Here is a 25,466-nt window from a genome sequence, read left to right as displayed (position 1 = left end):
CGGCGAAAAGGCTGCTCAGCGTAGTCGAGCGGGCACCCGGTCGGGGTAGGCGGCGCAGACCGCCCGCCACACCACGTGCGTCTGCTCCCCCGCCGCCAGGGCCTGCTCGATGGTCCGTCCGCCGAGCTGGGACAGCACCTGATCGCGGGCGATGCTGGCCGCGTAGCCGGGCCCGAACGCCTCGTCCAGCCGCGTCCAGAAGTCGGTCAGCCGCACAGTTATCAGCCCTCCTCGTCCGGTGCCCCGGTCGGCACCGGGCGCAACGCTAGCGCCACCAGGGGCGCCACCGCGACCGCCGCGAGCAGGGTGAGCACGGGATATCCGGCGAACTGCATGACAAACCCGCTGACCACGGCCGCGCCGGCCCCGGCCAGTCCCATGATCAGGTCGGAGAGCCCCTGGACGCTCGGCCGCACCTCGGCCGCCACCGACTCGGACAGCAGGGTCGAGCCGGCCACCATCGTCCCCGACCAGCCCAGCCCGAGCAGGACCAGACCGACCGAGAGCCGAGGTGTGTGGTGCCCGGCGGTGCCGGCGACCGCGCAGGCGGCCAGCAGCAGCCCGACCCCACCGAGGATCACCGCCCGTCGACCGAGCCGGTCGGTGAGCCAACCGACCACCGGGGAGAACGCGTACATGCCGGCGATGTGCAGGCTCAGCACGATGCCGACCAGCCGCAACACGTCGGCGTCGGCGTGCGACTCACCGAGCCGGACCGGCGTCATCGCCATCACCGCCACCATCACCAGGTGACCCACCGCGACGGCGGCGATGCCGAGTCGGGCGGCGGGCTGTCCGCGTACCACCGACCAGGCCGCCCGCATCCCGGCGGCGCGTGGCGCGCGCACCCCGACCGGCGCGGCGGCCGGCCGCCCGGCACCACCCGCCGCCGGCGCCTCGGCCGCCACCGCGGTCGCCGTCGCATCGGCGGTCGGCGGCAGATCGGCGGCAGGTGCGTCGGCCGCCGCGAGCCGGCGCGCGGTGAGCAGCGGGTCGGGCCGGAGCAACCCGAGGAGTACGACGGCAGCCAGCACGAAGGCGACCGCGCTGAACGCGAACGGGCCGGCCAGCGGGGGCAGCCCCCAGCCGGTGGTGACCCGGTCGGCCAGCGCGGCGAAGTTCGGCGCGGCCACCGCACCGATGGTGGTGGCCCAGACGATCAGGGACAGCTGCCGCCCCCGGCGGGCCGGCTCGGCGAGGTCCACGGCCGTGTACCGGGCCTGCAGGTTCGCGGCGGTGCCCCCGCCGAAGAGCAGCATGCCGAGGAAGAGCAGCGGCACCCAGCGGGTGGCAGCGGCCAGCACCACCAGCACGCCGCCGACGGCGCCGACCGCGTACGCCAGCGCCAGACCCGGCCGGCGACCGTGCCGCGCCATGATCCGGGTGACCGGGACGGCGAGCAGCGCGGCACCGACCACCCCGGCGCTCTGCGCGACACCGGCCACCGCGGTCCCGGCGATCCGGGCCGCGAGCAGCGCGCCCACGGCGATGCCGATGGTCACGCCGATCCCGCCGATGATCTGGGTGGTGAAGAGCAGCCGCAGGGTACGCCGCTGGATCGACGCGACGTCGGGTCGGACGCCGGTACGCGGTGCGGTCAGGTCGGTCGCCATCGGCGCTCCTGTCGGAAGGGGTGAACTCATCCTCGCGCACCCGCACCGACCAGCGGCAGTGGGTTTTGCCACCAGCCGAACCGGTCGCCCCGCCCGGCCCTCCCGGTACGCCCCCTTCACCCCTGCGATCGTGGTGTCTCCGGTGGACCGGGCAGCAGGGATGCCAGCCGACGGATCCGGGTCAGGGTGAGCGCGGCGACGGCCGCACTGACGGCGGCGACCACGCCGAAGATCACCGCGAAGCCCTCGTTGTCGGCGGCGAGCAGAGCGAGCAGGATCAGCCCCAGGGCGGTGACCAGGACGGACAGCAGCGCCGCCCAGGTGGCCCGCCGCTGTCCGGCGAGATAGCCGGGCAGGTCGGCCCGCACCGCGTCGTCCTCGGGCACGGCGCCGGTGCGCACTGCCTGGCGCAGCGGGTACCCCTCGGGATCCTGCCGAGCCTCGCCCACCACGCGCTGCGCCAGATAGATCGAGGGGCCGATCCAGACGGCGTTCAGGGCGGCGCCCAGCACGGCTTCGTCAAGTGCTTCCTGTCGGTCGAAGAGCCAGCGCATCGGCAGCCCGATGAGCACCGTCATCGGCACCCAGTACACGGCCATGAGCTGCAAGCCGGTCGCCCGCGCGAAGAACCGCCTCCCTCTCCCGCGACGCCCGGCGGCCGCGGTGGCGCGACGCTCCTCGTTGTCAACGTCCATCGACATCCGTTACCCGCGCACACGACCCGGGACACACTGTCGACCGTGGACAGCTTCCGTTCCGTGCGAACGGAAACTGTCCACGATCTGGACGGCGCACGGTCGGGTCAGCCCGCCATCACCCGCTGGTGCAGCGCGGAGACCGCCGAACGCGCCGCCACGAACGCGCCGTGCTGCCAGGCCACCTCGTGGCTGAGCCAGTCCCCGGCGAAGTAGACCCGTCCGGCCGGCTGGAGCAGCAGGTTGTAGCCGGCCGTGCCGTACCGGGGTGAGGTCCAGGCGCCCTCGATGTAGCGGGTCCGGTCCCAGGCGTGGGAGTACGAGGTGACCAGCTCACTGCGGTACTTGTCGCCGTGGATCTTCACACCCTGGCTGACCGCGCGCTCGGCGCGCTGCTCCGGGGTCAGCCCGCTGTACGCCCTGGCGTTCGCCCCGGTGTTGTAGTAGCCGACGACCAGGCCGCGCTTGCCGTGGAAGCCGTACGACGGGTACCAGATGTGCGACAGGTCCAGGTCGGTCTCGGTGATGCCGCCGTAGATCCGCTGATCGGTCTCCCACCAGCGGCTGCGGTACTCCAGGCCGATCTTGCCGGAGGCGGTGACCGGGAAGTCGGCCAGGGCCGCGGTCACCGCCGTGCCGAGATTGTGCGGCACCCGGGCCATCAGGTGCGGCGGCAGCGCGGCCACGCAGTAGTCGGCGGTGATCTGCGACTGCCGGCCATGCTGTCGGTAGGTCACCTCGACCCGGCTGCCCCGGTCGGTCACCGCTGTCACCTCGGCGTCGAGTCGGATCCGGTGCGCGCCCACCGCCCGGGCCAGGGCTCGGGGGATCTGGTCCATCCCACCGACCGGTTGGAACATCAGCATCGCCTGGTCGTAGCCGAACTCGAAGGAGAAGTACCGGCCGATGTTGCTGGCGAACACGTCGGAGAGCGCCGGCGGCGTGCCGAGCGGGGTCCCCACGTCGTTGCCCGCACCCGGGTACGCGGAGAAGCCCCGACGGCTCGTCCCGGTGTACGCCCAGTCGCTGCCCCGTCCGCCGATCGCGCCGAAGCTCTGCAGGAACGACAACAGCCGCTCGCGGTCCTCCGTGCTGAGTCGGGCGTCCAACGCGCCCTGGTCGGTGGCCTTCGCCAGCAACTCCGAGACGTAGCCGTACACGTCGGCCTTGGCGGTGCGGTACCGGACCGGCGCGGTCATCCCGGCGGACTCGTTGTAGATCCAGGCGTCGGCGTTCTGGTTGGTGAAGACCTCGACGGGTACGCCCAGTTCCCGGCAGTAGTCCATGGTGACCATCCACTGTGCGATCCGCCCCGGGCCGGCGTTGAAGTAGACGCCGTCGGAGAAGCCGGCCCGCTGCGTGCGTCCGTCCAGGTCGGTCTCGACGTCGCCGCCCCGGATGGTCAGGTTCCGACCACCGACGCGGTGCCGCGCCTCCAGGATGGTGCAGTGGTAACCGGCCTTGCCCAACTCGTACGCGGTGGTCAGCCCGGCGATGCCGCCGCCGAGCACGACCACGCTGGCGCCGGACCGCCCGGTGAGGGTGAAGTCGGACCGCTCCGGAGGCCGGAACGCCGGGGTGACCGACGCCGCCGCGCTGGGGGCCAGCCCCATGGCACCCATCGTGGCGAGCATCGCTCCGGCCCCACCGCTGATCCCGACCGAGCGCAGGAACCCACGCCGGCTGACCATCGACTGCGTCTGATCGCTCATAACGGCCTCCCCTACAAGATCGACTCGCATGAGTCTGCAGAGACGCTGTTACGTGGATCGCGCGACGCCGTTTCCGGTAGGTATCAGCCTCACTCGATGACAGGGGATGGCCGTCACTCGTCCGGCCGTCGCGGGGGTGTCTTCAGCAACGTCACGACGAACGGTTGACCCGCCGTCCGGCGCTGGCGCGGGACACGACGGTGAGGTCGGCGACCAGACCCTCGTACGCCTTGTCCTGGTCGTCGGCCCGCAGCACGGCGGACGGATGGATGGTGGCCAGCAGTCGGGTGGGCGGTGCGTCGGCCCGCTTTCCGGCGTTGTCCACCGGCACCTGTGCGAAGTCCGCTGGGTGTTGGGCCGACTCCGGCCAGGGCAGCAGCTCGCCCCGCTGCCGGGTGACCCGGAAGGACGGGCCGAGCAGCGCCTTGGCGGCGGTCGCGCCGAGCACCACCACGAACTCCGGACGCAGCCGGGCGAACTCGGCGACCAACCACGGTCGGCAGGCGGTGATGTGCACCTGGTCCGGGGTCTGGTGGATCCGCCGCTTGCCGCGCAGTTCAAAACGGAAGTGCTTCACGGCGTTGGTCAGGTAGAGCTGGCCCGGGTCCAGCCCGGCGTCGTCGACCGCGCGGCGCAACAGGCGTCCGGCCGGGCCGACGAAGGGCAGCCCTTTCAGGTCCTCCATGTCGCCGGGCTGCTCGCCGACCAGCACCACGCGGGCGCTCTCGTCACCCCGGCCGAAGACCGTCTGGGAGGCGTCCCGGTACAGCTCGCAGCCCCGACAGCCGCCGGCGGCGGTGCGCAGGTCGTCGATGGTGTCGGCGTCGGGCGGGATGAACCGCTGGGCGCCCGGAGCGTTCCCGGTCTGCTCGGCCATGCCGACTGTTATATACCCGTTCGGTGCCCGCCGCCGGATACGCCGCAGCGCACCCCGGCCGCGTCAGGTCAGTACCCGTTACCGCCCCCGTCGCCGCCGGACGCGATCGCGATCAGCACAATGATGATGATGATGATCGCCACCGCGATGGCGATCCAGATCCCCTTACGAGCCCCACCAGAAGCCATATCCCCACACCTCCGGGCGCCCGCATACCCGTCCCCGCCGCCCCGAATCCTCGCGATCTCGCACTTTCTGTCCCGACCAAAGCCAAGACATCGGGCATTTCACCAACAGAACCTGCAAGATCGCGGAAGGGGTGGGGTCAGGTGGGGAAACCTGGGGGGTGGGGTGGGTTGACGGCTTGGGCCAGGGCTGCGGCCAGGGGGGCCAGGTCGGTGGGGTCCAGGGGGCTGACGGTGATGCGCAGGGCGGGCGGGGCGGCGATCCGGTAGAGAGCGCCCGGAGCCACCGCCCACCCGGCGTCGCGGAGCGCGGTCACCGCGCTGGTCTCGTCCGCGACCGGCAGCCAGACGTTGATGCCGCTGCGGCCGTGCGCGGTCAGGCCGTGCGCGGCCAGCGCCGCGAGCAGCCCTTCGCGCCGCTGCTCGTAGCTCTGCGCCGCCCGCCGCACCAACTCGGTGACCGCCGGGTCCCGCCACAGGGCGAGCACCAGACGTTGCAGCACTGTGGAGACCCAGCCGGCGCCGACCCGGGTACGGCCGCTCACCCTGGCCACCGTCGTCTCGTCACCGACAAGCACCGCCATCCGCAGGTCCGGGCCGAAGGGCTTGCTCACCGAACGGAGGAAGGCCCAACTCGCTGTCGCACCGGCGAGCGGATGCAGGGGTACGCGGGCCAGTTCGGCAGCGTGATCGTCCTCGATCAGCAGCAGGTCCGACCGGCCGGCGAGCAGTGCCCGCAGCGCCTCGGCGCGGGCCGCCGACACGGCGGCGCCGGTGGGATTCTGCGCCCGGCTGGTGACGATCAGCGCCCGCGCTCCGGCGGCGAGCGCCGCGGCCACCCCGGCGACCAGTGGCCCCTCGTCATCCAGCGGTACGCCGATCGGGCGCAACCCGAGCGCGGCGACCAGGTCGAGCAGGTTGGCCCACCCCGGGTCCTCGACCGCCACCGCGTCGCCGGGGCGCAGGTGCGCGCCGAGCAGCCGCTCGATGCCGTCCAACGCCCCGCCGGTGAGAGTCAACTCCCCGGCCGGTACGCCGTCGGCGCGCAGCCTGGCCCGGGCCGCCTCGGCCAGTTCGGGCAGCACCCCGGCATCGGAGTAGCCGACCGGCGGGCCGCCGTCGGTGGCGAGCGCCGCCAGGTGCGGGCCCAGCGGGGGAAGCAGTCGCAGGTCGGGTTCACCCCGGGACAGGTCCCGGGCGCCGGGCAACGGTGGGGGGCGCAGCGCGGAGCGACGGGCGGCCACCGGCGGGCGGGGGCGTACCCGGGTGCCGTGCCGACCGGCGGTGGCGAGCAGCCCGCGCTGGCGTAGCTCCTGGTAGGCGCGGGCGACGGTGGCGGGGCTGACCCCCAACTGCTCGGCGAGCGCCCGCACCGGCGGCAGGGCCGCCCCCGGTGGCAGGGCACCGGCACGGATGCCCGACTCGATGCTGGCCGAAATCTCGACGGCTGTCGTACCGGTGGGCTGATAGTGTGCTGACACAAATAGGAGATTGTACTAGAACAAAGGGGCGCGCATGTATCCACCCACCGCCCGGACCACACCCCACCGTTCCCGCGACAAGATGAGCTACGACACTGCCGCCGCCCACGCCGTGCTCGACGAGGCCTACGACTGCGCGCTCAGCTTCACCGTCGACGGCCAACCCCGGGTGCTGCCCACCCTGCACGTCCGCATCGGCGACACGCTCTACCTGCACGGCTCCACCGGCAGTCGGCCACTGCTCGCCGCCCGCGGCGACGACGGGCTGCCCGTCTGCGTCGCGGTGACGCTGCTCGACGGGCTGGTCTACGCCCGCTCCCAGTTCCACCACAGCGCCAACTACCGTTCGGTCGTCGCGCACGGCACCGCCCGACTCGTCACCGACGAGCGGGAGAAGCTCGCCATGCTCACCGCGCTGGTGGAGAAGGTCGGCGCGGGACGCAGCGCGGCCACCCGTCCGCCCAGCCGTCGCGAGCTGGCCGAGACCGCCGTCCTGGCGCTGCCGCTGCGGGAGGTGTCCGTCCGGGCCCGCACCGGCGGGGTCCGCGAGGACGAGGACGACCTGCACCTGCCGCACTGGGCCGGCGTGCTGCCGCTGCGACTGACCGCCGGGGCACCGGAGCCGGACGCCGGGGTCACCGCGCCGCTGCCGGCGTACCTGCGGACGGCCCGCACACCGTGGCACGAGCCGGTCCCGCTGCGCGGCGAACACGTCCTGCTGGAACCGCTGGAGTTGGCGCACACCGACGACCTGCACGCCGCCACCGCCGACGACGAGGTGTGGCGGCACCTCACCGTCGCGCCACCCACCGCCCCCGCCGAGACCGCGGAGGTGATCGGCGCCGCCCTGGCCGCCCAGCACCGGGGCGAGCGGGTGGCCTGGGTGCAGCGGTGCGCGGCGACCGGGGCGGTGGTGGGCAGCACCTCCTACTACGACATCGACCCGCAGCGGCGGGCGGTGGCGATCGGGCACACCTTCCTCGGCCGGCAGTGGTGGCGTACCGGCATCAACACCGAGGCGAAGCTGCTCCTGCTCGGCCGCGCCTTCGACGACCTGGGCGCGGTACGGGTCGCGTGGCACACCGACATCCGCAACGTTCGCTCCCAGGCGGCCATCGAACGGCTCGGCGCGACCCGGGAAGGGGTGCTGCGGATGCACCGCCAACGACCGGACGGCTCCTGGCGGGACACCGTGCAGTACGCGATGACCGTCGACGAGTGGCCGAACGCACAGGTCAGGCTGCGAGAAAGACTTCTGCGGACGGCACCGGTGGCGTGATGATGGCGAGCGTGCTGGGGATCACCGACATCTGGACGTACGTGCTGGGCACCGTGGCCATCATCCTGCTGCCCGGTCCGAACTCACTCTTCGTGCTCTCCACCGCCGCCAAACGGGGCGTCGCGGTCGGCTACCGGGCCGCCGGTGGCGTGTTCGTCGGCGACGGGGTGCTGATGTTCCTCTCCGCCGCCGGGGTGGCGTCGCTGCTCAAGGCGTACCCACCGCTGTTCATGGTGATCAAGTACGCCGGTGCCGCGTACCTCGGTTATGTCGGGGTGACCATGCTGCTCGGCGCCGCGCGGCGCTGGCGCGACCGCAACGACCCGAGCACGCCGCGGCTCATCGACGCCGCGGAGCCGGCGGCGATGCGCAGCCCGTTCCGCAAGGCGCTGGTGATCAGCCTGCTGAACCCGAAGGCGATCCTGTTCTTCATCTCGTTCTTCATCCAGTTCGTCGACCCCGGCTACGCCTGGCCGGCGCTGTCGTTCCTGCTCCTCGGCCTGATCGCCACGGCGACCAGCGCGCTCTACCTGACCGCGTTGATCTTCGCGGGCACCTTCCTGGCCGCCCAGTTCCGCCAACGTCGCCGCCTGGCGGCCGGCGGCACCACCGCCGTGGCCGCCCTCTTCCTGGCCTTCAGCCTCAAGCTGGCCACCGCCACCGCCGGCTGACCCGCCCTCCCACGCTCCCGCCCGCGATCTTGCGCTTTCGGTCGTCGACATGCCCGCTTCAGGGATATTTGTCGCCGCAGAAACTGCAAGATCGCGGGAGGGCTGACGGTCAGGTGCCGTCGCCGCCGGAGCCGCCGCCGCCCACTCCGGCGCCGCCGGCGGTGCCGCCGAGGCCGTAGCCGGGTCGGACCGGCTCGTCGGGATGGCGGCTGACGTGGGCTGACCCCGCGATCTGGGCGGACCAGTCCGCGTGCGCGGCAGCGGCGGCGTGCCTGTTGATCGCCTGGCGGAGCCAGCCGTCCACGGTGGCGACCCAGTCCCGCCGGTCGGCGCCCTCGTGCCAGATCCGGAACCGGCTGATGCTCTGGTGGGTGATTCCGGCCAGGGCCAGCCGGCGATCCATCCAGAGGATCACCTCAAGCCCGGCAGAGTTGGTCACGAAGATCAGCTCCAGTTCGGTGATCGGGCCGGCGTAGAGCGGCCCCACCCAGTAGCCCCAGCGCTGGTGCAACGGCAGGGTGTGCTCCACCCCCGGCAACCCGCCCTGCTGCAACCCGGCCTGGCGGATCATGAAGCCGAGCGTGTCCAACGCCGCCAGCACGTGCTGCTGGGTGGGGATCGGGTGCACGAAGACCGGCACCATGGCCCCCTGGTCGCGGTCGGGGTCGAGCGACACCTCGGTCCGCAGGCCCATCCGCAGGCTCAGCAGCGGCACCCCGCCGAAGATGGTCACCGGCGTCTCCCAGGGCAGCGGGAACGCGAAGTCGACAGCCCGCCGCCGACCGGCCGGTACGACGAACCGGCCGGCGATGGGCACCTGGTGGAACTGCATGAGCCGCCGCGGCGCCGCCGGGTCGTCCGGTTCGACGGTGGTGACCAGGCCGAGCCGGATGTGGCGGACGAGCACGTCGTCCGGACCGGCGGCGAGAGTCACCCGGCCGGGCAGGCGCAGGCCCGGCCGGGTGCTCGGATTGGGGAGAGTGGTCTGCACGGAGAGCCCGGTCCCACCGGACTCCGGTGACACTCCCGTCAAGCGCACCGCACCCTCCACGCCAGGCCGAGGTGACCTCGCCCCTCGCGAGGTCACCTCAACTGTCGCGGACCCGGTGCGCGGTCACCCCGACTTTCGCGGATCCGACACGCGGTCACCCGACTTCGACGGAACGTGACCACCCATCCGGTTTCACCGCATCCGGCGCCCGCGCGGCACCGTGTCGGTCTCGTCGTCGAACTCCCCGATGACCTCCTCCAGGAGGTCCTCCAGGGCGACGAAGCCGATCGGCCGGGCCGGTCCGCCGCCGTTGCGCACCAGCGCGAGCTGCGACTGCCGGGCCCGCATCGCCGCCACGGCCTCGGTGACCGTGGACGTCGCGGGCAGGGTGAACGCCGGCGTCATCAGCTCCCCGGCGGTGGCGGCCCGGCCGGTGGTGACCACCCGTACCGCCTCCCGGACGTGCACGAGGCCGCACACGTCGCCCGCCTCGTCGAGCACCGCGAGCCGGGATCGGCCGCTGTCCCGGCTGACCTGTTCGATCCGCCCGGCCGGGTCGTCCCGGCGGACGGTGACCATGGTGGCGAACGGTTCCATCACCTGCGCCACCGAGGTGCCCTGCAACTCCAGCATGCTGGTCAGCAGTTGGTGCTGCTCGGCGCCGAGCAGCCCGTGCTCACGGGACTGCTCCAGCAGGATCCGCAGCTCGTCCGGGCCGTGCACCTGGGCGAGTTGGTCCTGCTGGTTGACGCCGAACAGCCGCAGGATCGCGTTGGCCAGGGCGTTCAGCGCGGAGAGCACCGGCCGGGAGACCCGGGCGAAGGCGCGGAACGGCAACGCGAGCAGCGTCGCCGACCGCTCGGCGTCGGTGATCGCCCACGACTTCGGGGCCATCTCCCCCACCACCAGGTGCAGGAAGGTCACCAACCCGAGGGCGAAGACCAGGGCGACCACGTGACTTGCCGCGTCGGGCAGCCCCACCGCGTGCAGCAGCGGGCTGATCAGGTGCTCGATCGCCGGCTCAGCCAGCGCGCCCAGCCCCAGGGTGCACAGGGTGATGCCCAGCTGCGCCCCGGCCAGCATCAGGGACAGCTCGCGGACCCCGTCGAGCGCGGCTCGGGCCGCCCGCCCACCGTTCGCCGCCGCCTGTTCCAGGCGGTAGCGCTTGCTGGCCACCAGGGCGAACTCGGCGGCCACGAAGAACCCGTTCAGCGCCAGCAGGATCACCGAGCTGAACAGGGCGATTCCGGGGCTCATCGGCGCTGTCCTTCATTCGCGACTGCGGGGCTCGCAAGCTCACTCCTCGCGCTCATGCGGTCACCTCGGGTTTGGTGAGCTGCAACCGCACCGAGTCGGCCACGTGCCGGTCCACCGCCAGCACCTCGACCAGTGCCCGGGGCTCCGCCTCGTTCTCCTCACCGTCCGCCCCCTCGGGTTGCAGGCTGATCTCCAGCCGGTCACCGACCTCCGGCACCCGGCCCAGCTCCCGCATCACCAACCCGGACAGGGTGTCGTACTCCGGGGCCTCGGGCAGGGCGATGCCGGTGCTGTCGGCGACCTCGTCGATCCGCCAACGGGCCGGCACCACCCAGGACCCGTCGTCCTGGCGGGCCGGTGCCCGCTCCGGTGGGTCGTCCTCGTCGCGGATCGGGCCGACCAGTTCCTCGGCGATGTCCTCCAGCGTGATGACACCGGCGAAACCGCCGTACTCGTCGACCACGCAGGCCATCTGCCGGTGCCCGGACCGTAGGCGGTCGAGCACCGTGGGCAGGGGCAACGTCTCCGGTACGAGCAGCGGCGGCCCGGCCACCGCGCTCACCGGGGTGGTGGCCCGCTCCCCCGGGGGTACGCCGAGCACGTCGGCGATGCCGACGATGCCGAGCAGGTCGTCGACGCCCTCCGCACCGCGTACCGGGAACCGGGAGTGACCGGTGTCCAGCAGCTCGACCACCCGGCTCACCGGTTCGTGCGCCCGGACGGTGTGCACGTCCACGCGGGGCACCATGGCCTCGCCGGCGGTCAGTTCGCGGAAGTCCAGACCTCGGTCGAGCAGCGTGGACATCTCGGCGTCGAGGCTGCCCTCCTCGCGGGACTCGGCGATGATCTGTTCCAGGTCGGCCGGGGTGGCGCCGCTGGGCAGCTCCTCGATCGGCTCGATGCCGATCCGGCGCAGCAGGCGTACCGATGCCCGGTCGAAGAGGTGGATCAGCGGCCCGGCGACGGCCAGGTAGATCAGGGTGGAGCGGCTCAGCGCCCGGGCCAGTTGCTCGGCCCGCGCGATGGCCAGGTTCTTCGGGGCCAGCTCGCCGAGGACCATCTGCACGATGGTGGCGATGACCAGGGCCAACGCCACCGAGAGCGGCAGGCTGACCGCCTCGCTGACGCCCGCCACGCCGAGCAGGTCGGCGAGACCACCACCCAGGTACGGTTCGGCGACGTAGCCGACCAGCAGCGCGGTGACGGTGATGCCGAGTTGGGCGCCGGAGAGCATGAAGGAGAGCCGGCTGGTGACGGTCAGGGCCCGGGCGGCGGACTGATCGCCGTCATCGGCGAGCTGGCGCAGCTTGCCCCGGTCCACGGCGACGTAGCCGAACTCCTGCGCCACGAAGTAGCCGGTGGCGGCAGTGAGAATGATGATCAGTAGGAGACCAACGACGATCAACACGGGTCGCTCAGGGCTCCCGGGGTCGTCGGTACGGGGATATGCCGGGCACGACCCGGCTGGCTACTGCTGCCCTCCTGGGCAGAAGAGTCGATCATCCCTGCATTTTATCGGCGCTGGCTGTGACTCCGCTGGGGGTGGGCCGAAGGAGCGGATCGTCCGGTTGAGCGGACGCCGCCGGCCGTCACGCCGGCCCCGCCGACCCACCGTCCGCTCCGCGATCGGCCAGCTCATCGGCGTCGAGCAGGCCCCGGTCGAGCCGCCCCGCCCGGTACGCGGCTCGCGCGATCATCTGCGCCGCGACCGGCGCGGTCGACAACTGGAAGACCGCCACCAGCAGGATCATGCCCAGGTCCGCCGGGGACCGCAGCCGCAACGCGATGCCCAGCAGCAACAGGAGCACCCCGAGCACCTGTGGTTTGGTGGCCGCGTGCATCCGGGACAGCGCGTCCGGAAAGCGCAGCACACCGATCCCGGCGGCCAGGCTGAGCAGCGCGCCGGCCACCAGACAGGCGGCGCCGAGCCAGTCCGCGACGGTGGCGATCACTGCTGCTCCCGGACGGCGAAGCGGACCAGCGACACCGATCCCACGAAGCCGAGCAGGGAGAGCACCACCAGCACGGGCAGGGTGGTGGCGTGCCGGTTCACCGCCGCCTCGGCGCCGACCGCGGCGACCATCGTGGCGAGCAGCATGTCCGCGGCGATCACCCGGTCCACCAGCGACGGGCCGCGGTAGAGGCGGACCAGCGCGAGGAACGCGGTGACCGACAGCAGTGGAGTGAGGACGGCGGCCAGGAACGTGGTCACGGGCGGGTTCCCTTCTCGGATGAGGTGACGTCGAGGTGGCGCAGTTCGGCGCTGGAGCCGACCGCGCGGACGATTCGCCGCTCCACGACGAGCGTGCGGTCCCGGGCCACGTCCAGGTCCGCCGGGCCGTGGGTGTCCAGGACGTGCAGGTAGAGCGTTCCGGAATTCCGGTCCACCTCGAGGATCAGCGTGCCCGGCACCAGCGAGACCACCTCGGCGGTGAGCGCCAGGTTCAGGTCGGTGGGCACCCGCAACCGGACCGCGACGATCGCCCCTCGTGGCCGGTAGCCGGGCTGCACCGCGATCCGGGCGATGTGCAGGCTCGCGCTGACCAGTTCGACAACGAACCGGGCCACGAACACCAGCAGCGCCCATGGTCGCAACCGGCCACCGAAGCTGACCGCCGGCAGCGGGAAGAACACCAGCACGGCCCCGCCCACCAGCAGGCCACCGACCAGGTTGGCCCAGGTGAGGTTGCCCCAGAGCAGGCTCCAGACCAGCACCAGCCAGCCGAGCGCCACCGCCTGGTCGCGCCAGCGCCCGACCCGACCGCGCCCCACCACGCGAGGCCTGGGCGCGTCGGGAGCCGGCTCGGTTGGGCCGGTCACGGCACGCCGCCCGGCAACACGGCACTGACGTACGGGGTACGCAGGAGCAGGTCCCCGGCGGCGTCAGCGGTGACGTCGAAGAGCGGACCGGCCAGCACGGTCAACGCCAGCCCCAGCGCGACCAGGGCCACTGTGGCGCCCACCATCAGCCTCGGCAGCTGGGCCACTGGCTCACTGGTGGCCGTGCGGGGCGCCCGCCAGAAGGCGATGTTCCACGCCCGGGACGCCACGTACAGGGTGAGCAGGCTGGTCAGCGTGCCGGCCGCGACCAGCACCCCGGGCAGCGGCCCGCCGGCGGCCACCCCGGCCTGGAGCAGGCCGAGCTTGCCGAGGAAGCCGGAGAACGGTGGCACTCCGGCGAGGTTCATGGCCGGGACGAAGAAGAGCACACCGAGCAGCGGCGCCGCCCGGGCCAGCCCGCCGATGCGGCGCAGGTCGGTGCTGCCGGCACGCTCCTCCACCAGCCCGGCGACGAGGAACAGCGTGGTCTGGATGGTGATGTGGTGCACCACGTAGAAGATCGCGCCGGAGAGCCCGGCGGCGGTGCTCAACGCCACCCCGAAGATCATGTAGCCGATGTGGCTGACCAGGGTGAACGAGAAGAGTCGCTTCAGATCCGACTGGGCCACCGCACCGAGGATGCCGACCACCATGGTCAACCCGGCGACGACCATGAGCAGCTTGTCGGCGCGTCCACCGGGAAACAGCAACGTCTCGGTGCGGATGATCGCGTAGACGCCCACCTTGGTGAGCAGACCGGCGAAGACGGCCGTGACCGGGGCCGGCGCGGTGGGGTAACTGTCCGGCAACCAGGCCGACAGCGGAAAGACCGCCGCCTTGATCGCGAACGCCAGCAGCAGCATCAGCTCCAGGGCCAGCCGCACACCGCCGGGCAGGTCGTCCAGGCGCTCGGCGAGCTGGGCGAGGTTGAGCGTGCCGGTGGCCGCGTACACCAGACCCACCGACGTCAGGAAGATCATCGAGGAGAGGATGCTGACCACCACGTACGTCGACCCGGTCCGGATCCGAGCCTCGGTGCCGCCCAGGGTGATCAGCACGAAGCTGGCGGCCAGCAGGATCTCGAACCCGACGAAGAGGTTGAACAGGTCACCGGCCAGGAACGCGTTGGTGACGCCCGCGGTGAGCACCAGGTACGTCGGGTGGAAGATCGACACCGGCGAGCTCTCGCTCGTCTCGCTGCGACCCTGGCCGACCGAGTACAACAACACGCACAGGGTCACCGCCGAGGACACCACAAGCATCAGCGCGGCGAGTTGATCGGCCACCAGGACGATGCCGACCGGCGGCGGCCACGCCCCCACCGCCACCACCACCGGCCCGTGCCGGTACGCCTGCACCAGCAACAGCACCGCCACCAGGAGCGTGCCGCTCAGACACAGCACGCTGATCGTGCGTTGAAGTCGGGGCTTCCCGGCCAGCAGCAGGCTCAGCGCCGCACCGAGCAGCGGCACCACCACCGGCAGCGGCAGCAGCGCGCTCACTGCCCGTCATCCCCACGTCGCAGCCGTCGGCGGGCCGGTTCGGGATCGACCTGCTCCGGGTCACCGTTCGGGCCCTCCCCACCGAGGTCGGCAGCGCTCGCCTCGTTCCGCCCGGCCCGCCTGATGATCTGCCGGTCCTCCAGGTCGTCGGGGACCTCGTCGTCGCCGGAGAGATACCAGCTGCGGTACGCCACGGCGAGCAGGAACGCGGTGAACCCGAAGGTGATCACGATGGCGGTCAACACCATGGCCTGCGGCAACGGGTCACTCATCCGCTCCACCGGCCCGCTGCCGACGATCGGCGCCCCACCCGGGCGCCCACCCAACAGGATCAACACGTTCACCCCGTTGCCGAGCATGATGATCCCCAGCAGGACCCGGGTCAGGCTGCGCTCCAACAGCAGGATCACCCCGCACCCGACCAGCACCGCGACGGCCAGCACCAGCACCAGCGTCGGCCCCGCCCCGCTCTCCGTCACGGCGTGGCCTCTGTTCGCGACTGCGGGGCTCGCAACACCGGCTCACTCCTCGCGCTCACGGCGCCACCTCGCTCCGCGCGCTCATGTCCGGTCGCCCTTGTCGACGGCCAGACCGCCGGCGGCCGTTCCGGTGGCCTCGATGTGCCGGTCCACCTCGGCGCCGAGGCTGCGCAGGATGTCCAGCACCAACCCGATCACGACCAGGTACACGCCGATGTCGAAGAAGAGCGACGTCACCAGGTGGGTGTCGCCGATCAGTGGCAGCCGCTGGTCGACCTTCGCGCTCTCCAGCACCGACCCGCCGGCCAGCAGCGCCACCAGGCCGCTGCCCACCGCCGTGGCCAACCCGGCGCCGAGAATCGGGCCGGCACCGATCGGCACCGCCTCGGTCAGCTCGTACCGACCGCCGGCCAGATAGCGGACCACCAGGGCGAGACCCGCCACCAGCCCTCCGGCGAACCCGCCGCCCGGAGCGTTGTGCCCGGAGAAGAGCAGGAACAGGGAGAACAGCACCACGGTGTGGAAGATCAGCCGGATGACCACCTCCAACACGATCGAGCGGCGCTCCTCGTAGAGGGTGGGACCACCGCGCAGCCACACCGGCCGGCCCCGCACACCCGCCCGCTGGTCCGCCTCGGGCCGGCGCGGCCGAGGCCCGGTGCGGGAGCGCTCGAAGATCAGGCTGGCCACCCCGGTCGCGGCCACCACCAGCACCGCCAGCTCACCCATCGTGTCCCAGGCTCGGATGTCGACCAGGGTCACGTTGACCACGTTGCGGCCGTACCCCTGGGCGACCGCCAGATCCGGGAAGGCCGCGGAGATGGTCGGTGCCTGGCGGGCGCCGACGGCGACGAGGGCCAGCCCGGCGGCCACCACGCCCACCGCCACCCCGATCACCCGACGGATCAGGTGGGTACGCCGTATCGGGCGGGCCGAGAACCGCTCCGGCAGGCGACGCAGCACCAGCACGAAGACCGCTATCGTCGAGGTCTCCACCAGAAACTGGGTGAGCGCCAGGTCGGGTGCTCCGTGCAGCACGAACAGCATCGCCGTGCCGTAGCCGGTCATGCCCACCAGCAACATCGCGGTCAGCCGGCGACGGGCGCCGACCGCCAACACCGCCGCCACCGCGATCACCAGCACGACCACCGGTTGCAGCAGGCTGTCCCAGAGCGGAATCCGCGCCCGCCAGGGACTGGCGGAGAGCATCGCCGCGCCGGGCACCAGCACCAGGGTGACCAGGATGACGCCCAGGTACTGCGGCAGGGAGCCGCGCTGGGTCGCGCCTGTGACATCGATGGCCAGCCGGTCGAAGCGGCCCACCACCCACTCGTACCCCTGGTTGCCCCCCACCGGTGCGCGCAGCCGCGCCAGCACCGGGGCGAGCGGCCCGCGCACGGCGAAGAGCAGGCCACCGCCGGCGAGCGCCAACACGGACAGGCCGAGCGCCGGGGTCGGTCCGGCCCAGAGCGCCAGGTGCGCGTCGACCCCGCCGAGCAGATCGGCGTACGGCCGCAGCACGTCCTCCAGGACGCTCGCGGCCGGGCCGGCGAGCAGACCGATCCCGGCCAGCACCGCTGGCGGTACCAGCAGCGACGCGGCGATCGACCCCGGCGGGACGGGCGTCACGCCCGGCCGGTCGGCGAACGCGCCCCAGAGAAAACGGGCGCTGTACGCGACGGTGAGCACCGTCCCGGCGACCAGGCCGGTGAGGAGCACCGGTTGGTCGGTGAACGCGGCGAACACCGCCTCCTTCGCCACGAAGCCGACCAGCGGCGGCACCCCGGCCATCGACGCCGCGGCCAGCACGGCCACCACGAACAGCGGCCGGGACCAGTGCCGCAGCCCGGACAACTCGCGCAGGTCACGGGTGCCGGCACTGTGGTCGATGATGCCGACGACCAGGAAGAGCGCCGCCTTGAACAGGGCGTGCGCCAGCAGCATCGCGGTGCCGGCCAGCGCGGCGTCCGGCGTGCCCGAGCCGGTCACCGCGACCAGAAGGCCGAGCTGGCTGACCGTCCCGTACGCCAGCAGCAGCTTGAGGTCGGTCTGGCGCAGCGCCGCCCAACCGCCGAGCAGCATGGTCGCCACCCCGGCGACCTGCACCACCGGCCGCCACGGGCCGACCGTGGCGAGCACCGGCGCGAGCAGCCCGACCAGGTAGACGCCGGCCTTGACCATGGCGGCGGCGTGCAGGTACGCGCTGACCGGCGTGGGTGCCGCCATCACGACCGGCAGCCACGAGCTGAACGGCAGCACCGCCGACTTGGACAGCGCCCCGGCCAGGATCAGCAGCACGGCACCCACCAGATACCCGCCGCCGGGCAGCGGCTGGGCGATGATCTCCGACCAGCGGTAGCTGCCGGCGTGCTCGCCCAGCATGATGAAACCGACCAGCATGGCGAGCCCGCCCAGCGTGGTGACTGTCAACGCCTGCGCCGCCGCCCAACGGCTGGACCGCCGTTCGGTGCTGTGCCCGATCAGCAGGTACGAAAAGACAGTGGTCAGCTCCCAGCCGACGTAGAGCAGCAGCAGGTCGTCGGCGAAGACCAGGACGAGCATCGCGCCCGCGAAGGCGACCAGGACCGCGGCGAACTGCGCCAGACCGATCGAGCCGGCGCTGAAGTAGCGGGCGCTGTAGACCAGCACCAGCGCGCCGACGCCGCCGATCAGCAGCGTCATCAGCCAGGACAGCGTGGTGAGCCGGAACGCGATGTCGAGGCCCAACTGCCGGATCCACGGGTACGTCTCGACCACCGCCCCGCCGCCGCTCACGGCCGGGGTGCGGGCCACCGCCCAGCAGAACGCGGCGGCCGGCGCGAGCGCCAGCGGGTAGCACGCGCGCGGACCCCACCAGCGAACGAGCAGGGGCGCGGCGAGGGCCGCCACGAAATGGAGGATGAGCAGTACCAGCACCTGCGCTCCCGATCGACATGGCCGACGCCAGTGGCAGCGGTGGCGCCTAGCAGCGATCAGACGCCAGTTCGCAGCCCGCCGGGCCGGTTTTGCCGGAATTAACCCCCAAACCCACCCACCCCACCCACCCCACCCCAGGCGCCCACCCCAGCGCTCGACCGTTGATCAAGAGGTTTGCGTCATCCGCGCCCGCTTTTTTGACGCAAACCTCTTGATCAACGCGGGAAAAAGGGGGTGGGGGTGGGGTTAGTGGAGGAGGGCGTTGTTGAGGGGTTGGGCGTCGTCGGGGGCGGGGCGGTCGCGGCGTAGCTCGGCCAGCAGGTCGGGGCGGCCGAGCTGGCGGGCGACCCGGTCGACGACGCGTTCCGCGGCGGTCAGCGAGCGCACCGCGAGCAGACGGCCGCGACTCTCGCGGCGCAGCACGAAGTAGTGCACGGCAACGCGGACCTGACCCCGATCGGCGGCGCTGGCCTGGGCGGTGCAGAGGACCAGCTCGCGCAGGCAGCGGGCGAGACGTTCGGCGAGCTCGAGCTCGGGGCCGTGCAGGCCGGCGCGGAGGGCGGCGAGATGACTGTCGACCTTGCGAATCAGCACGTCGGTGCCCGGTTCGACGGTGCGCTGCTCGCCGGCCATCACATCCCCTCACCCCGGTTCGCGTTGCGAGTGAAGTTACTTTATGTTGCTCCTCAGAAGCAAGCAGTTAAGTGAGACTTAACGCATTAAGCGCACGTTCCACGCTTTTTGCCTTTTGCTCGCCCATTCCGTCGTGAGCCGTTCGTGGATGTCAGACCGGAGGGGCACGATGGACCGGTGACCGGGGCAGACGCAGACACCGGCGCGGTGCTCGCCGGGTTCGGCCCGGCCACCCGCGCCTGGTTCGACAACGCTTTCGCCGCGCCGACCGCCGCGCAGATCGGTGCGTGGCGGTCGGTCGCCGCCGGTCGCAACGCGCTGGTGGTGGCGCCCACCGGCTCCGGCAAGACGCTCGCTGCCTTCCTCTGGTCACTGGACCGGCTGGCCCGCGAGCCGGCACCGACCGAGGCCCGCCAGCGGTGCCGGGTGCTCTATGTCAGCCCACTCAAGGCCCTCGCCGTCGACGTGGAGCGCAACCTGCGCGCCCCGCTGGCCGGCATCCGGCAGGCGGCCACCCGGCTGGGCGTGGCACCGCCCGACATCACCGTCGGCATGCGCACCGGCGACACGCCCGCCGACGAGCGACGGGCCTTCGCCCGCACCCCGCCCGACATCCTCATCACCACGCCCGAGTCGCTGTTCCTGCTACTGACGTCGGCGGCCCGCGACTCACTGCGCGGCATCCAGACGGTGATCGTCGACGAGGTGCACGCGGTGGCCGGCAGCAAACGCGGCGCCCACCTCGCCCTCTCCCTCGAACGCCTCGACGAGCTGCTGCCCGCCCCGGCGCAGCGCATCGGCCTCTCGGCCACCGTCCGCCCGATCGACGCCTGCGCGCAGTTCCTCGGCGGTGCCCGCCCGGTCGACGTGGTGCAGCCGGCCACTCCGAAGACCATCGAGGTCAGCGTGCAGGTCCCGGTGGAGGACATGACCCGCCTGGACGAGCAGGAGCAGCCACCGGAGGACGACCTCGGCGGCCCCGGGCCACGTCGGGCGTCGATCTGGCCGGCCGTGGAGGAGCGGGTCTTCACCCTCATCGGGCAGCACCGCTCGACCATCGTCTTCACCAACTCCCGCCGCAGCGCCGAGCGCCTCTGCGCCCGGCTCAACGAGCTGGCCGCCGAAGCGGCGACCGAGGGCGCGGCCGGCGTGCCGGAAGGGTTGTCGGCCGACGACGACCCGGCGGCCGGCGCGCAGCGGTGGGGTGGCCCCGCCGGCCCGGTGCGCAACCGGCCACCGGCCGAGGTGATGGCCCAGTCCGGCGCCGCCACCGGCGCGGCACCGGTGATCGCCCGCGCCCACCACGGCAGCGTCTCCCGGGAGGAACGCAAGCACATCGAGGAGGCGCTCAAGTCCGGCCAGCTGCCGGCGGTGGTGGCCACCTCCAGCCTGGAGCTGGGCATCGACATGGGCGCTGTCGACCTGGTGGTGCAGATCGAGGCGCCGCCGAGCGTGGCCGCCGGGCTGCAACGGGTCGGCCGGGCCGGGCACCAGGTGGGCGCCGTCTCCCGTGGAGTGGTCTTCCCCAAGCACCGTGGCGACCTGCTCTCCTGCGCGGTGGTCGCCGAGCGGATGACCGACGGCGCGATCGAGGAGCTGCACTACCCGCGCAACCCGCTGGACGTGCTGGCCCAACAGATCGTCGCGATGGTGGCGCTGGAGCCGTGGGCGCTCGGCGACCTGGCCGTGCTGGTCCGCCGGGCCGCACCCTTCGCCGAGCTGCCCGACTCGGCGCTGCACGCCGTGCTGGACATGCTCTCCGGCCGCTACCCGTCCACCGCCTTCGCCGAGCTGCGCCCCCGACTGGTCTGGGACCGGGCCACCGATCTGCTCACCGGCCGCCCCGGCGCGCAGCGACTCGCGGTGACCAGCGGCGGCACCATCCCCGACCGGGGCCTGTTCGGGGTCTTCCTGGCCGGTGCCGAGCGGGCCGCCCGGGTCGGTGAGCTGGACGAGGAGATGGTCTACGAGTCCCGGGTGGGCGATGTCTTCCTGCTCGGCTCCTCCTCCTGGCGCATCGAGGAGATCACCCCTGACCGGGTGCTCGTCTCACCCGCCCCGGGGCAGGCCGCGCGCATGCCGTTCTGGAAGGGCGACCAGCTGGGTCGGCCGGTGGAGCTGGGCCGGGCCATCGGCGCCCGGGTGCGCACCCTGCTGCGACAGACCGACGAAGCCGCACTGGCCGCGCTGCGCGACGGCGGGCTGGACGACTGGGCCGCCGGCAACCTGATGGCCTACCTGCGCGATCAGCGGGAGGCCACCCGTTCGCTGCCCGACGACCGCACTGTCGTCGTGGAACGGTTCCGCGACGAGCTGGGCGACTGGCGGCTGGCCGTGCACAGCGTGCTCGGCGCCCGGGTCAACGGGCCCTGGGCGCTCGCGGTGGGCCGCCGGCTGGCCGAGCGGTACGGCGTGGACGCCCAGGTGATGCCCTCCGACGACGGCATCGTGGTGCGACTTCCGGACACCGCCGACGAACCGCCCGGCGCCGACGTGGTGGTCTTCGAACCCGACGAGATCACCCAGCTGGTGGAGGAGTCGGTCGGCACCTCCGCCCTCTTCGCCGCCCGTTTCCGGGAGTGCGCCGCCCGGTCACTGCTGCTGCCGCGCCGCGACCCCCGCCGCCGCCAACCGCTCTGGCAGCAACGGCAACGCTCCGCCCAGCTCCTCGACGTGGCCCGCGAGTACGCGGACTTCCCGGTCACCCTGGAGGCCGCCCGGGAGTGCCTCCAGGACGTCTTCGACCAGCCGGCGCTGGCCGGGCTGATGCGCGACCTGGCCACCCGCAAGGTGCGGCTGGTCGAGGTGGAGACCAGCGCGCCGTCCCCGTTCGCGCGGTCGCTGCTCTTCGGCTACGTCGGCGCGTTCCTCTACGAGGGTGACGCCCCGCTGGCCGAGCGCCGCGCCGCCGCGCTCGCCCTCGACTCCACCCTCCTCGGCGAGCTGCTCGGCCGGGTCGATCTGCGCGAACTGCTCGACCCGGCGGTGCTCACCGAGACCGACCGGCAACTGCGGTGGCTGACCGAGCAGCGCCGCCCCCGCGACGCCGAGGACGTGGTCGAGCTGCTGCGGGTGCTCGGTGACCTGAGCGACGCCGAGCTGACCGAGCGGGGCGTGCCCGAGACGTGGCTCAGCGAGCTGGAGGCCACCCGCCGGGTGCTGCGGGTCCGGATCGCCGGCGAACAGCGCTGGGTGGGCGTCGAGGACGCCGCCCGCCTGCGCGACGCACTCGGCGTGGCACTGCCGATGGGGGTGGCCGAGGCGTACCTCGCCCCGGTGGCCGATCCGCTCGGTGATCTGGTGGCCCGTTACGCCCGCACCCACGGGCCGTTCGCCGCCGCCAGCTGCGCGGCCCGCTTCGGGTTGGGCGTGTTCGTCGTCGAGCAGGCGCTGCGCCGGCTCGGCGCCACCGGCCGGGTGGTCTCCGGGGAGTTCACCCCGGACTCGGCCGGCGCCCAGTGGTGCGACGCCGAGGTGCTACGGATGCTGCGCCGCCGCTCGCTCGCCGCGCTGCGCCGGGAGATCGAGCCGGTGCCGCCCCGGGCGCTGGCGACGTTCCTGCCCCGTTGGCAGCAGGTCGGCTCGTCCGCCCGAGGTGTCGAGGCGCTCGCGGCCACTGTGGAGCAGTTGCAGGGCGCGGCGGTGCCGGCGTCCGCCCTGGAGCGGTTGGTGCTGCCCGCCCGGGTCGCGGACTACTCCCCCGCCCACCTCGACGAGTTGTGCGCGAGCGGGGAGGTGCTGTGGGCGGGGTCGGGGGCGATCTCCGGGGGTGACGGCTGGGTCACCCTGGCGTACGCGGACACCGCGCCACTGCTGCTCCCGCCGCCCGACGAGGCGTTGACCCGCACCCCGCTGCACGACGCGGTGCTCGACGCGCTCGGCGACGGGCAGGCGTTGTTCTTCCGCCCGCTGGCCGACCGGGTCGGTTCGACAGACGACGCCGCGCTGACCGCGGTGATCTGGGATCTGGTCTGGGCGGGGCACCTCAGCAACGACACCCTCGCCCCGCTGCGCGCGGTGCTCGGCGCCGGCGGCGCCCACCGCTCCCGGCCGTCCGCGCCCCGCACCCGCTACCGGCGGCCCGGCCGGGTGGCGCTGCCGACCCGTGGTGGCCCGCCGACGGTCGCCGGCCGCTGGTCCCGCCTTCCGGACCGGGACCTCGACCCGACCCGGCGGGCCGCCGCGCTCGCCGACCTGCTGCTGGAGCGGCACGGGGTGGTCACCCGGGGCGCGGTCATGGCCGAGCAGGTGGTCGGCGGGTTCTCGGCGGTCTACCCGGTGCTGTCGGCGCTGGAGGAGCGCGGCGCGGCCCGCCGGGGTTACTTCGTCGAAGGGCTCGGCGCGGCGCAGTTCGCCGTACCCGGCGCGGTGGACCGGCTGCGCGCGCTGGCCGAACCGACCGACGGCGCCCGGGGGCGGGGCGCGGTGGCCACCGTGCTCGCCGCTACCGACCCGGCCAACCCGTACGGCGCGGCGCTGCCCTGGCCGGAACGGGTCGTCGACTCCGGTGACGGGGCCACACCGGCGACCGGGCACCGGGCCGGCCGCAAGGCGGGGGCCCTGGTGGTGCAGGTCGGCGGTGATTTGGTCCTCTACGTCGAACGCGGCGGCCGGACGCTGCTCTCCTTCACCGACGACACCGAGACGCTCGCCGCGGCCGGCAAGGCGCTCGCCGACGCCGTCCACTCCGGGGCGTTGGGTGCGATGTCGGTGGAGCGGGCCGACGGCGAGGCGGTGCACTCCTCGCCGCTGCGTGACGCGTTGACCGCCGCCGGCTTCCGGGCCACCCCGCGCGGCCTGCGCCTGCGCGGCTGACCGGGCCTGTGCGCCCGCGTCAGCCCAGACCGTTGAGCACCTTCTCGTAGCGGGGCCGGTCGGCGGCCGGGGTCTTCGCCTCAAGATAGTTGAGCACCACCGCACCGCGCCGGTACGACTGGCCGCCCCACGTCTCGGCGATGTCGCTGGCGCTGATCTCGTCGGGAAACACGTACACCGTGACGGCGTCGGTGGCGATCAGCTCGGAACAGCCCAGGCCGAGACCGTCCGGCCCACAGTCGACTGAGCGGTCCTTCGGGTGCGGCACCTTCAGGCCGGCGGCCTTGAACGCGTTGACGACCTGGGTGGCACCGGGCGCACCCGTCGGGCGTTTGGGCAGCACCACCGGCGGTGGGCTGGCCGGCCGGCGCTGCGTGGGCCCCTGGGGGGCGACGGACGGCGGGGCCACCGGCGGGGCTGCCGGTGACGCGGCACCGCTGGCGCTGGGCGGCCCCGCCGAGGGCGTCGGGGCGCTCGGCAGACCGGTGGCCGCCGGGGCCGAGGACGACGAGGGGGTGGGGGCCGCACTCGACGGATCGGCGTCGCCACCGCCGCAGCCGGCGGTGACGGCCACGGCTACCAGCAGGATTCCGACGGCGGGCAGGCTCCGAATTGTCACCAGGGCAGTCTGCCCAACGTCATCCGGCGGCGGGAGGGGCCGGTCGGCCACTGCGCTGTCCCGAATCCGTCAGCCCACCCGGTTCCACTAGCCTGCGGGCATGTCCGCAGTGCCCTGGATCTCGCTGACCACCGACTACGGCCTCACCGACGGCTTCGTGGCCGCCTGTCACGGGGTCGTCGCCCGCGTCGCGCCGACCGCCCGGGTGATCGACGTGACCCACCTGGTGCCGCCGGGGGATGTCCGGCGGGGTGCCGCGGTGCTGGCGCAGACAGTGCCGTACCTGCCGGTGGGAGTGCACGTGGCGGTGGTCGATCCGGGTGTCGGCACCGCCCGACGGGGTGTCGCGCTGGCCGCCCCGGGTGGGCTGCTGGTCGGCCCGGACAACGGGTTGCTGCTGGACGCCGCCGCCGCGCTCGGTGGGGTGACCGACGCGGTCGAGCTGACCGAGCCGCGCTGGCTGGCCGCCCGGGTGTCCCGCACGTTCCACGGGCGGGACGTCTTCGCGCCGGTGGCGGCCCGGCTGGCGCTCGGTGCGCCGCTCGCCGAGGCAGGCCCGCCTGTCGACCCGGCCGGGCTGGTGCGGCTGCCGACGCCCACGGTGACCCGGGACGCCGAGGGATTCACCGCCGAGGTGCTGACCGTGGACCACTTCGGCAACGTCCAACTGGCCGCACCGGCCGAGCTGCTCGATCCGCTGCCGGCCACGCTGCGGGTGGGTCCGCCGGGAACCGCGCCGGCCCATGCGGCGGTGCACGGGCGCACCTTCGGCGACGCCCCGGCCGGTGGCCTGGTGACGTACGTCGACTCGGCCGGTCTGGTCGCGGTCGCTGTCAACGGCGGACGGGCCGTGGACCTCCTCGCGGTGTCCGCGGGGGACCTGCTGCGGGTATCGGGCTGATGTTCGACTGTGGAATGCTT

General features: G+C 73.0%; 21 protein-coding genes. 4 read left to right on the top strand and 17 right to left on the bottom strand.

The genetic code is table 11. The annotated features are described in order from the left end of the window. Nucleotides 1-15: 15 nt before the first annotated feature. From ACX27O_RS13780 to ACX27O_RS13755, 6 genes are all read right to left on the bottom strand, one after another. Nucleotides 16-216, bottom strand: a complete 201-nt coding sequence (locus ACX27O_RS13780; protein WP_030336777.1) for a DUF3046 domain-containing protein — start codon at nt 214-216, stop codon at nt 16-18. Nucleotides 217-221: 5 nt separating this feature from the next. Beyond that, nucleotides 222-1,613, bottom strand: coding sequence for an MFS transporter (locus tag ACX27O_RS13775; RefSeq protein ID WP_458939526.1), 1,392 nt, complete (start codon nt 1,611-1,613; stop codon nt 222-224). A 116-nt stretch (nt 1,614-1,729) separates the two neighbouring features. After that, nucleotides 1,730-2,308 carry a hypothetical protein gene (locus ACX27O_RS13770; protein ID WP_358128357.1) on the bottom strand — a complete coding sequence of 193 codons (579 nt, stop codon included), beginning with the start codon at nt 2,306-2,308 and terminating at the stop codon, nt 1,730-1,732. Between the two features lie 107 nt (nt 2,309-2,415). Continuing rightward, nucleotides 2,416-4,020 (bottom strand): flavin monoamine oxidase family protein, encoded by a 1,605-nt coding sequence (locus ACX27O_RS13765; protein ID WP_358128355.1) that lies wholly within the window; start codon nt 4,018-4,020, stop codon nt 2,416-2,418. Nucleotides 4,021-4,171: 151 nt separating this feature from the next. Beyond that, nucleotides 4,172-4,897, bottom strand: a complete 726-nt coding sequence (locus ACX27O_RS13760) for a UdgX family uracil-DNA binding protein (RefSeq protein ID WP_030336785.1) — start codon at nt 4,895-4,897, stop codon at nt 4,172-4,174. Between the two features lie 325 nt (nt 4,898-5,222). Beyond that, nucleotides 5,223-6,563 (bottom strand): aminotransferase class I/II-fold pyridoxal phosphate-dependent enzyme, encoded by a 1,341-nt coding sequence (locus ACX27O_RS13755; protein ID WP_458939525.1) that lies wholly within the window; start codon nt 6,561-6,563, stop codon nt 5,223-5,225. Between the two features lie 34 nt (nt 6,564-6,597). Between ACX27O_RS13755 and ACX27O_RS13750 the strand changes: the two genes are divergently transcribed. Both ACX27O_RS13750 and leuE read left to right on the top strand, forming a co-directional pair. After that, entirely contained in the window at nt 6,598-7,842 is a 1,245-nt protein-coding gene (locus ACX27O_RS13750; RefSeq protein WP_210867094.1) for a bifunctional pyridoxamine 5'-phosphate oxidase family protein/GNAT family N-acetyltransferase, read from the top strand. Next, nucleotides 7,842-8,513, top strand: coding sequence for a leucine efflux protein LeuE (gene leuE / locus ACX27O_RS13745; RefSeq protein WP_458939524.1), 672 nt, complete (start codon nt 7,842-7,844; stop codon nt 8,511-8,513). Before ACX27O_RS13750 ends, leuE begins: the two co-directional genes overlap by 1 nt. Before the next feature lie 109 nt (nt 8,514-8,622). Here leuE and ACX27O_RS13740 read toward each other — a convergent pair whose 3' ends face one another. The 10 genes from ACX27O_RS13740 to ACX27O_RS13695 form a co-directional block, all read right to left on the bottom strand. Further along, nucleotides 8,623-9,552 carry a sporulation protein gene (locus tag ACX27O_RS13740; protein ID WP_210859024.1) on the bottom strand — a complete coding sequence of 310 codons (930 nt, stop codon included), beginning with the start codon at nt 9,550-9,552 and terminating at the stop codon, nt 8,623-8,625. A gap of 144 nt (nt 9,553-9,696) precedes the next feature. Further along, nucleotides 9,697-10,761, bottom strand: coding sequence for a hemolysin family protein (locus ACX27O_RS13735; RefSeq protein WP_030336791.1), 1,065 nt, complete (start codon nt 10,759-10,761; stop codon nt 9,697-9,699). A 52-nt stretch (nt 10,762-10,813) separates the two neighbouring features. After that, nucleotides 10,814-12,169, bottom strand: a complete 1,356-nt coding sequence (locus ACX27O_RS13730) for a hemolysin family protein (RefSeq protein WP_030336793.1) — start codon at nt 12,167-12,169, stop codon at nt 10,814-10,816. Between the two features lie 181 nt (nt 12,170-12,350). After that, nucleotides 12,351-12,710, bottom strand: coding sequence for a monovalent cation/H(+) antiporter subunit G (gene mnhG / locus ACX27O_RS13725; protein ID WP_358128414.1), 360 nt, complete (start codon nt 12,708-12,710; stop codon nt 12,351-12,353). Then, on the bottom strand, nt 12,710-12,973 hold the full coding sequence (locus tag ACX27O_RS13720; protein WP_030336796.1) for a monovalent cation/H+ antiporter complex subunit F: 264 nt from the start codon (nt 12,971-12,973) through the stop codon (nt 12,710-12,712). The genes mnhG and ACX27O_RS13720 overlap by 1 nt, the downstream gene beginning before the upstream one ends. Further along, the gene (locus tag ACX27O_RS13715) at nt 12,970-13,581 is read right to left on the bottom strand and encodes a Na+/H+ antiporter subunit E (protein ID WP_458939523.1); all 612 of its coding nucleotides are present in this window, start codon (nt 13,579-13,581) and stop codon (nt 12,970-12,972) included. Before ACX27O_RS13715 ends, ACX27O_RS13720 begins: the two co-directional genes overlap by 4 nt. After that, nucleotides 13,578-15,083 (bottom strand): Na+/H+ antiporter subunit D, encoded by a 1,506-nt coding sequence (locus ACX27O_RS13710; RefSeq protein WP_030336799.1) that lies wholly within the window; start codon nt 15,081-15,083, stop codon nt 13,578-13,580. Before ACX27O_RS13710 ends, ACX27O_RS13715 begins: the two co-directional genes overlap by 4 nt. Beyond that, on the bottom strand, nt 15,080-15,562 hold the full coding sequence (locus ACX27O_RS13705; protein ID WP_030336802.1) for a Na(+)/H(+) antiporter subunit C: 483 nt from the start codon (nt 15,560-15,562) through the stop codon (nt 15,080-15,082). Before ACX27O_RS13705 ends, ACX27O_RS13710 begins: the two co-directional genes overlap by 4 nt. Nucleotides 15,563-15,643: 81 nt before the next feature. After that, nucleotides 15,644-18,478 carry a Na+/H+ antiporter subunit A gene (locus tag ACX27O_RS13700; RefSeq protein ID WP_458939522.1) on the bottom strand — a complete coding sequence of 945 codons (2,835 nt, stop codon included), beginning with the start codon at nt 18,476-18,478 and terminating at the stop codon, nt 15,644-15,646. Between the two features lie 246 nt (nt 18,479-18,724). Then, a complete protein-coding gene (locus ACX27O_RS13695) occupies nt 18,725-19,111 on the bottom strand; it encodes a hypothetical protein (RefSeq protein ID WP_030336806.1) in 387 nt (128 codons plus the stop codon). Nucleotides 19,112-19,288: 177 nt separating this feature from the next. Between ACX27O_RS13695 and ACX27O_RS13690 the strand changes: the two genes are divergently transcribed. Continuing rightward, complete coding sequence (locus ACX27O_RS13690) at nt 19,289-23,926, top strand: ATP-dependent helicase (protein WP_458939521.1); 4,638 nt, start codon at nt 19,289-19,291, stop codon at nt 23,924-23,926. Between the two features lie 19 nt (nt 23,927-23,945). Here the strand turns inward: ACX27O_RS13690 and ACX27O_RS13685 are convergent, their stop codons facing one another. Continuing rightward, a complete protein-coding gene (locus ACX27O_RS13685) occupies nt 23,946-24,545 on the bottom strand; it encodes a hypothetical protein (protein WP_030336809.1) in 600 nt (199 codons plus the stop codon). Between the two features lie 100 nt (nt 24,546-24,645). Between ACX27O_RS13685 and ACX27O_RS13680 the strand changes: the two genes are divergently transcribed. Then, the gene (locus tag ACX27O_RS13680) at nt 24,646-25,446 is read left to right on the top strand and encodes an SAM hydrolase/SAM-dependent halogenase family protein (protein ID WP_400447308.1); all 801 of its coding nucleotides are present in this window, start codon (nt 24,646-24,648) and stop codon (nt 25,444-25,446) included. Nucleotides 25,447-25,466 lie beyond the last annotated feature (20 nt).

It is taken from the genome of Micromonospora sp. SD19, assembly GCF_054462275.1.
This window is presented reverse-complemented; position numbering and strand designations above follow the sequence as displayed.

Excerpts from the sequence above, each read along its gene's own strand:
- ACX27O_RS13775 (WP_458939526.1), bottom strand. The coding sequence starts at position 1,613 with ATGGCGACCGACCTGACCGCACCGCGTACCGGCGTCCGACCCGACGTC.
- ACX27O_RS13770 (WP_358128357.1), bottom strand. The coding sequence starts at position 2,308 with ATGGACGTTGACAACGAGGAGCGTCGCGCCACCGCGGCCGCCGGGCGT.
- ACX27O_RS13765 (WP_358128355.1), bottom strand. The coding sequence starts at position 4,020 with ATGAGCGATCAGACGCAGTCGATGGTCAGCCGGCGTGGGTTCCTGCGC.
- ACX27O_RS13760 (WP_030336785.1), bottom strand. The coding sequence starts at position 4,897 with ATGGCCGAGCAGACCGGGAACGCTCCGGGCGCCCAGCGGTTCATCCCG.
- ACX27O_RS13750 (WP_210867094.1), top strand. The coding sequence starts at position 6,598 with ATGTATCCACCCACCGCCCGGACCACACCCCACCGTTCCCGCGACAAG.
- leuE (WP_458939524.1), top strand. The coding sequence starts at position 7,842 with ATGATGGCGAGCGTGCTGGGGATCACCGACATCTGGACGTACGTGCTG.
- ACX27O_RS13735 (WP_030336791.1), bottom strand. The coding sequence starts at position 10,761 with ATGAGCCCCGGAATCGCCCTGTTCAGCTCGGTGATCCTGCTGGCGCTG.
- ACX27O_RS13695 (WP_030336806.1), bottom strand. The coding sequence starts at position 19,111 with ATGGCCGGCGAGCAGCGCACCGTCGAACCGGGCACCGACGTGCTGATT.
- ACX27O_RS13680 (WP_400447308.1), top strand. The coding sequence starts at position 24,646 with ATGTCCGCAGTGCCCTGGATCTCGCTGACCACCGACTACGGCCTCACC.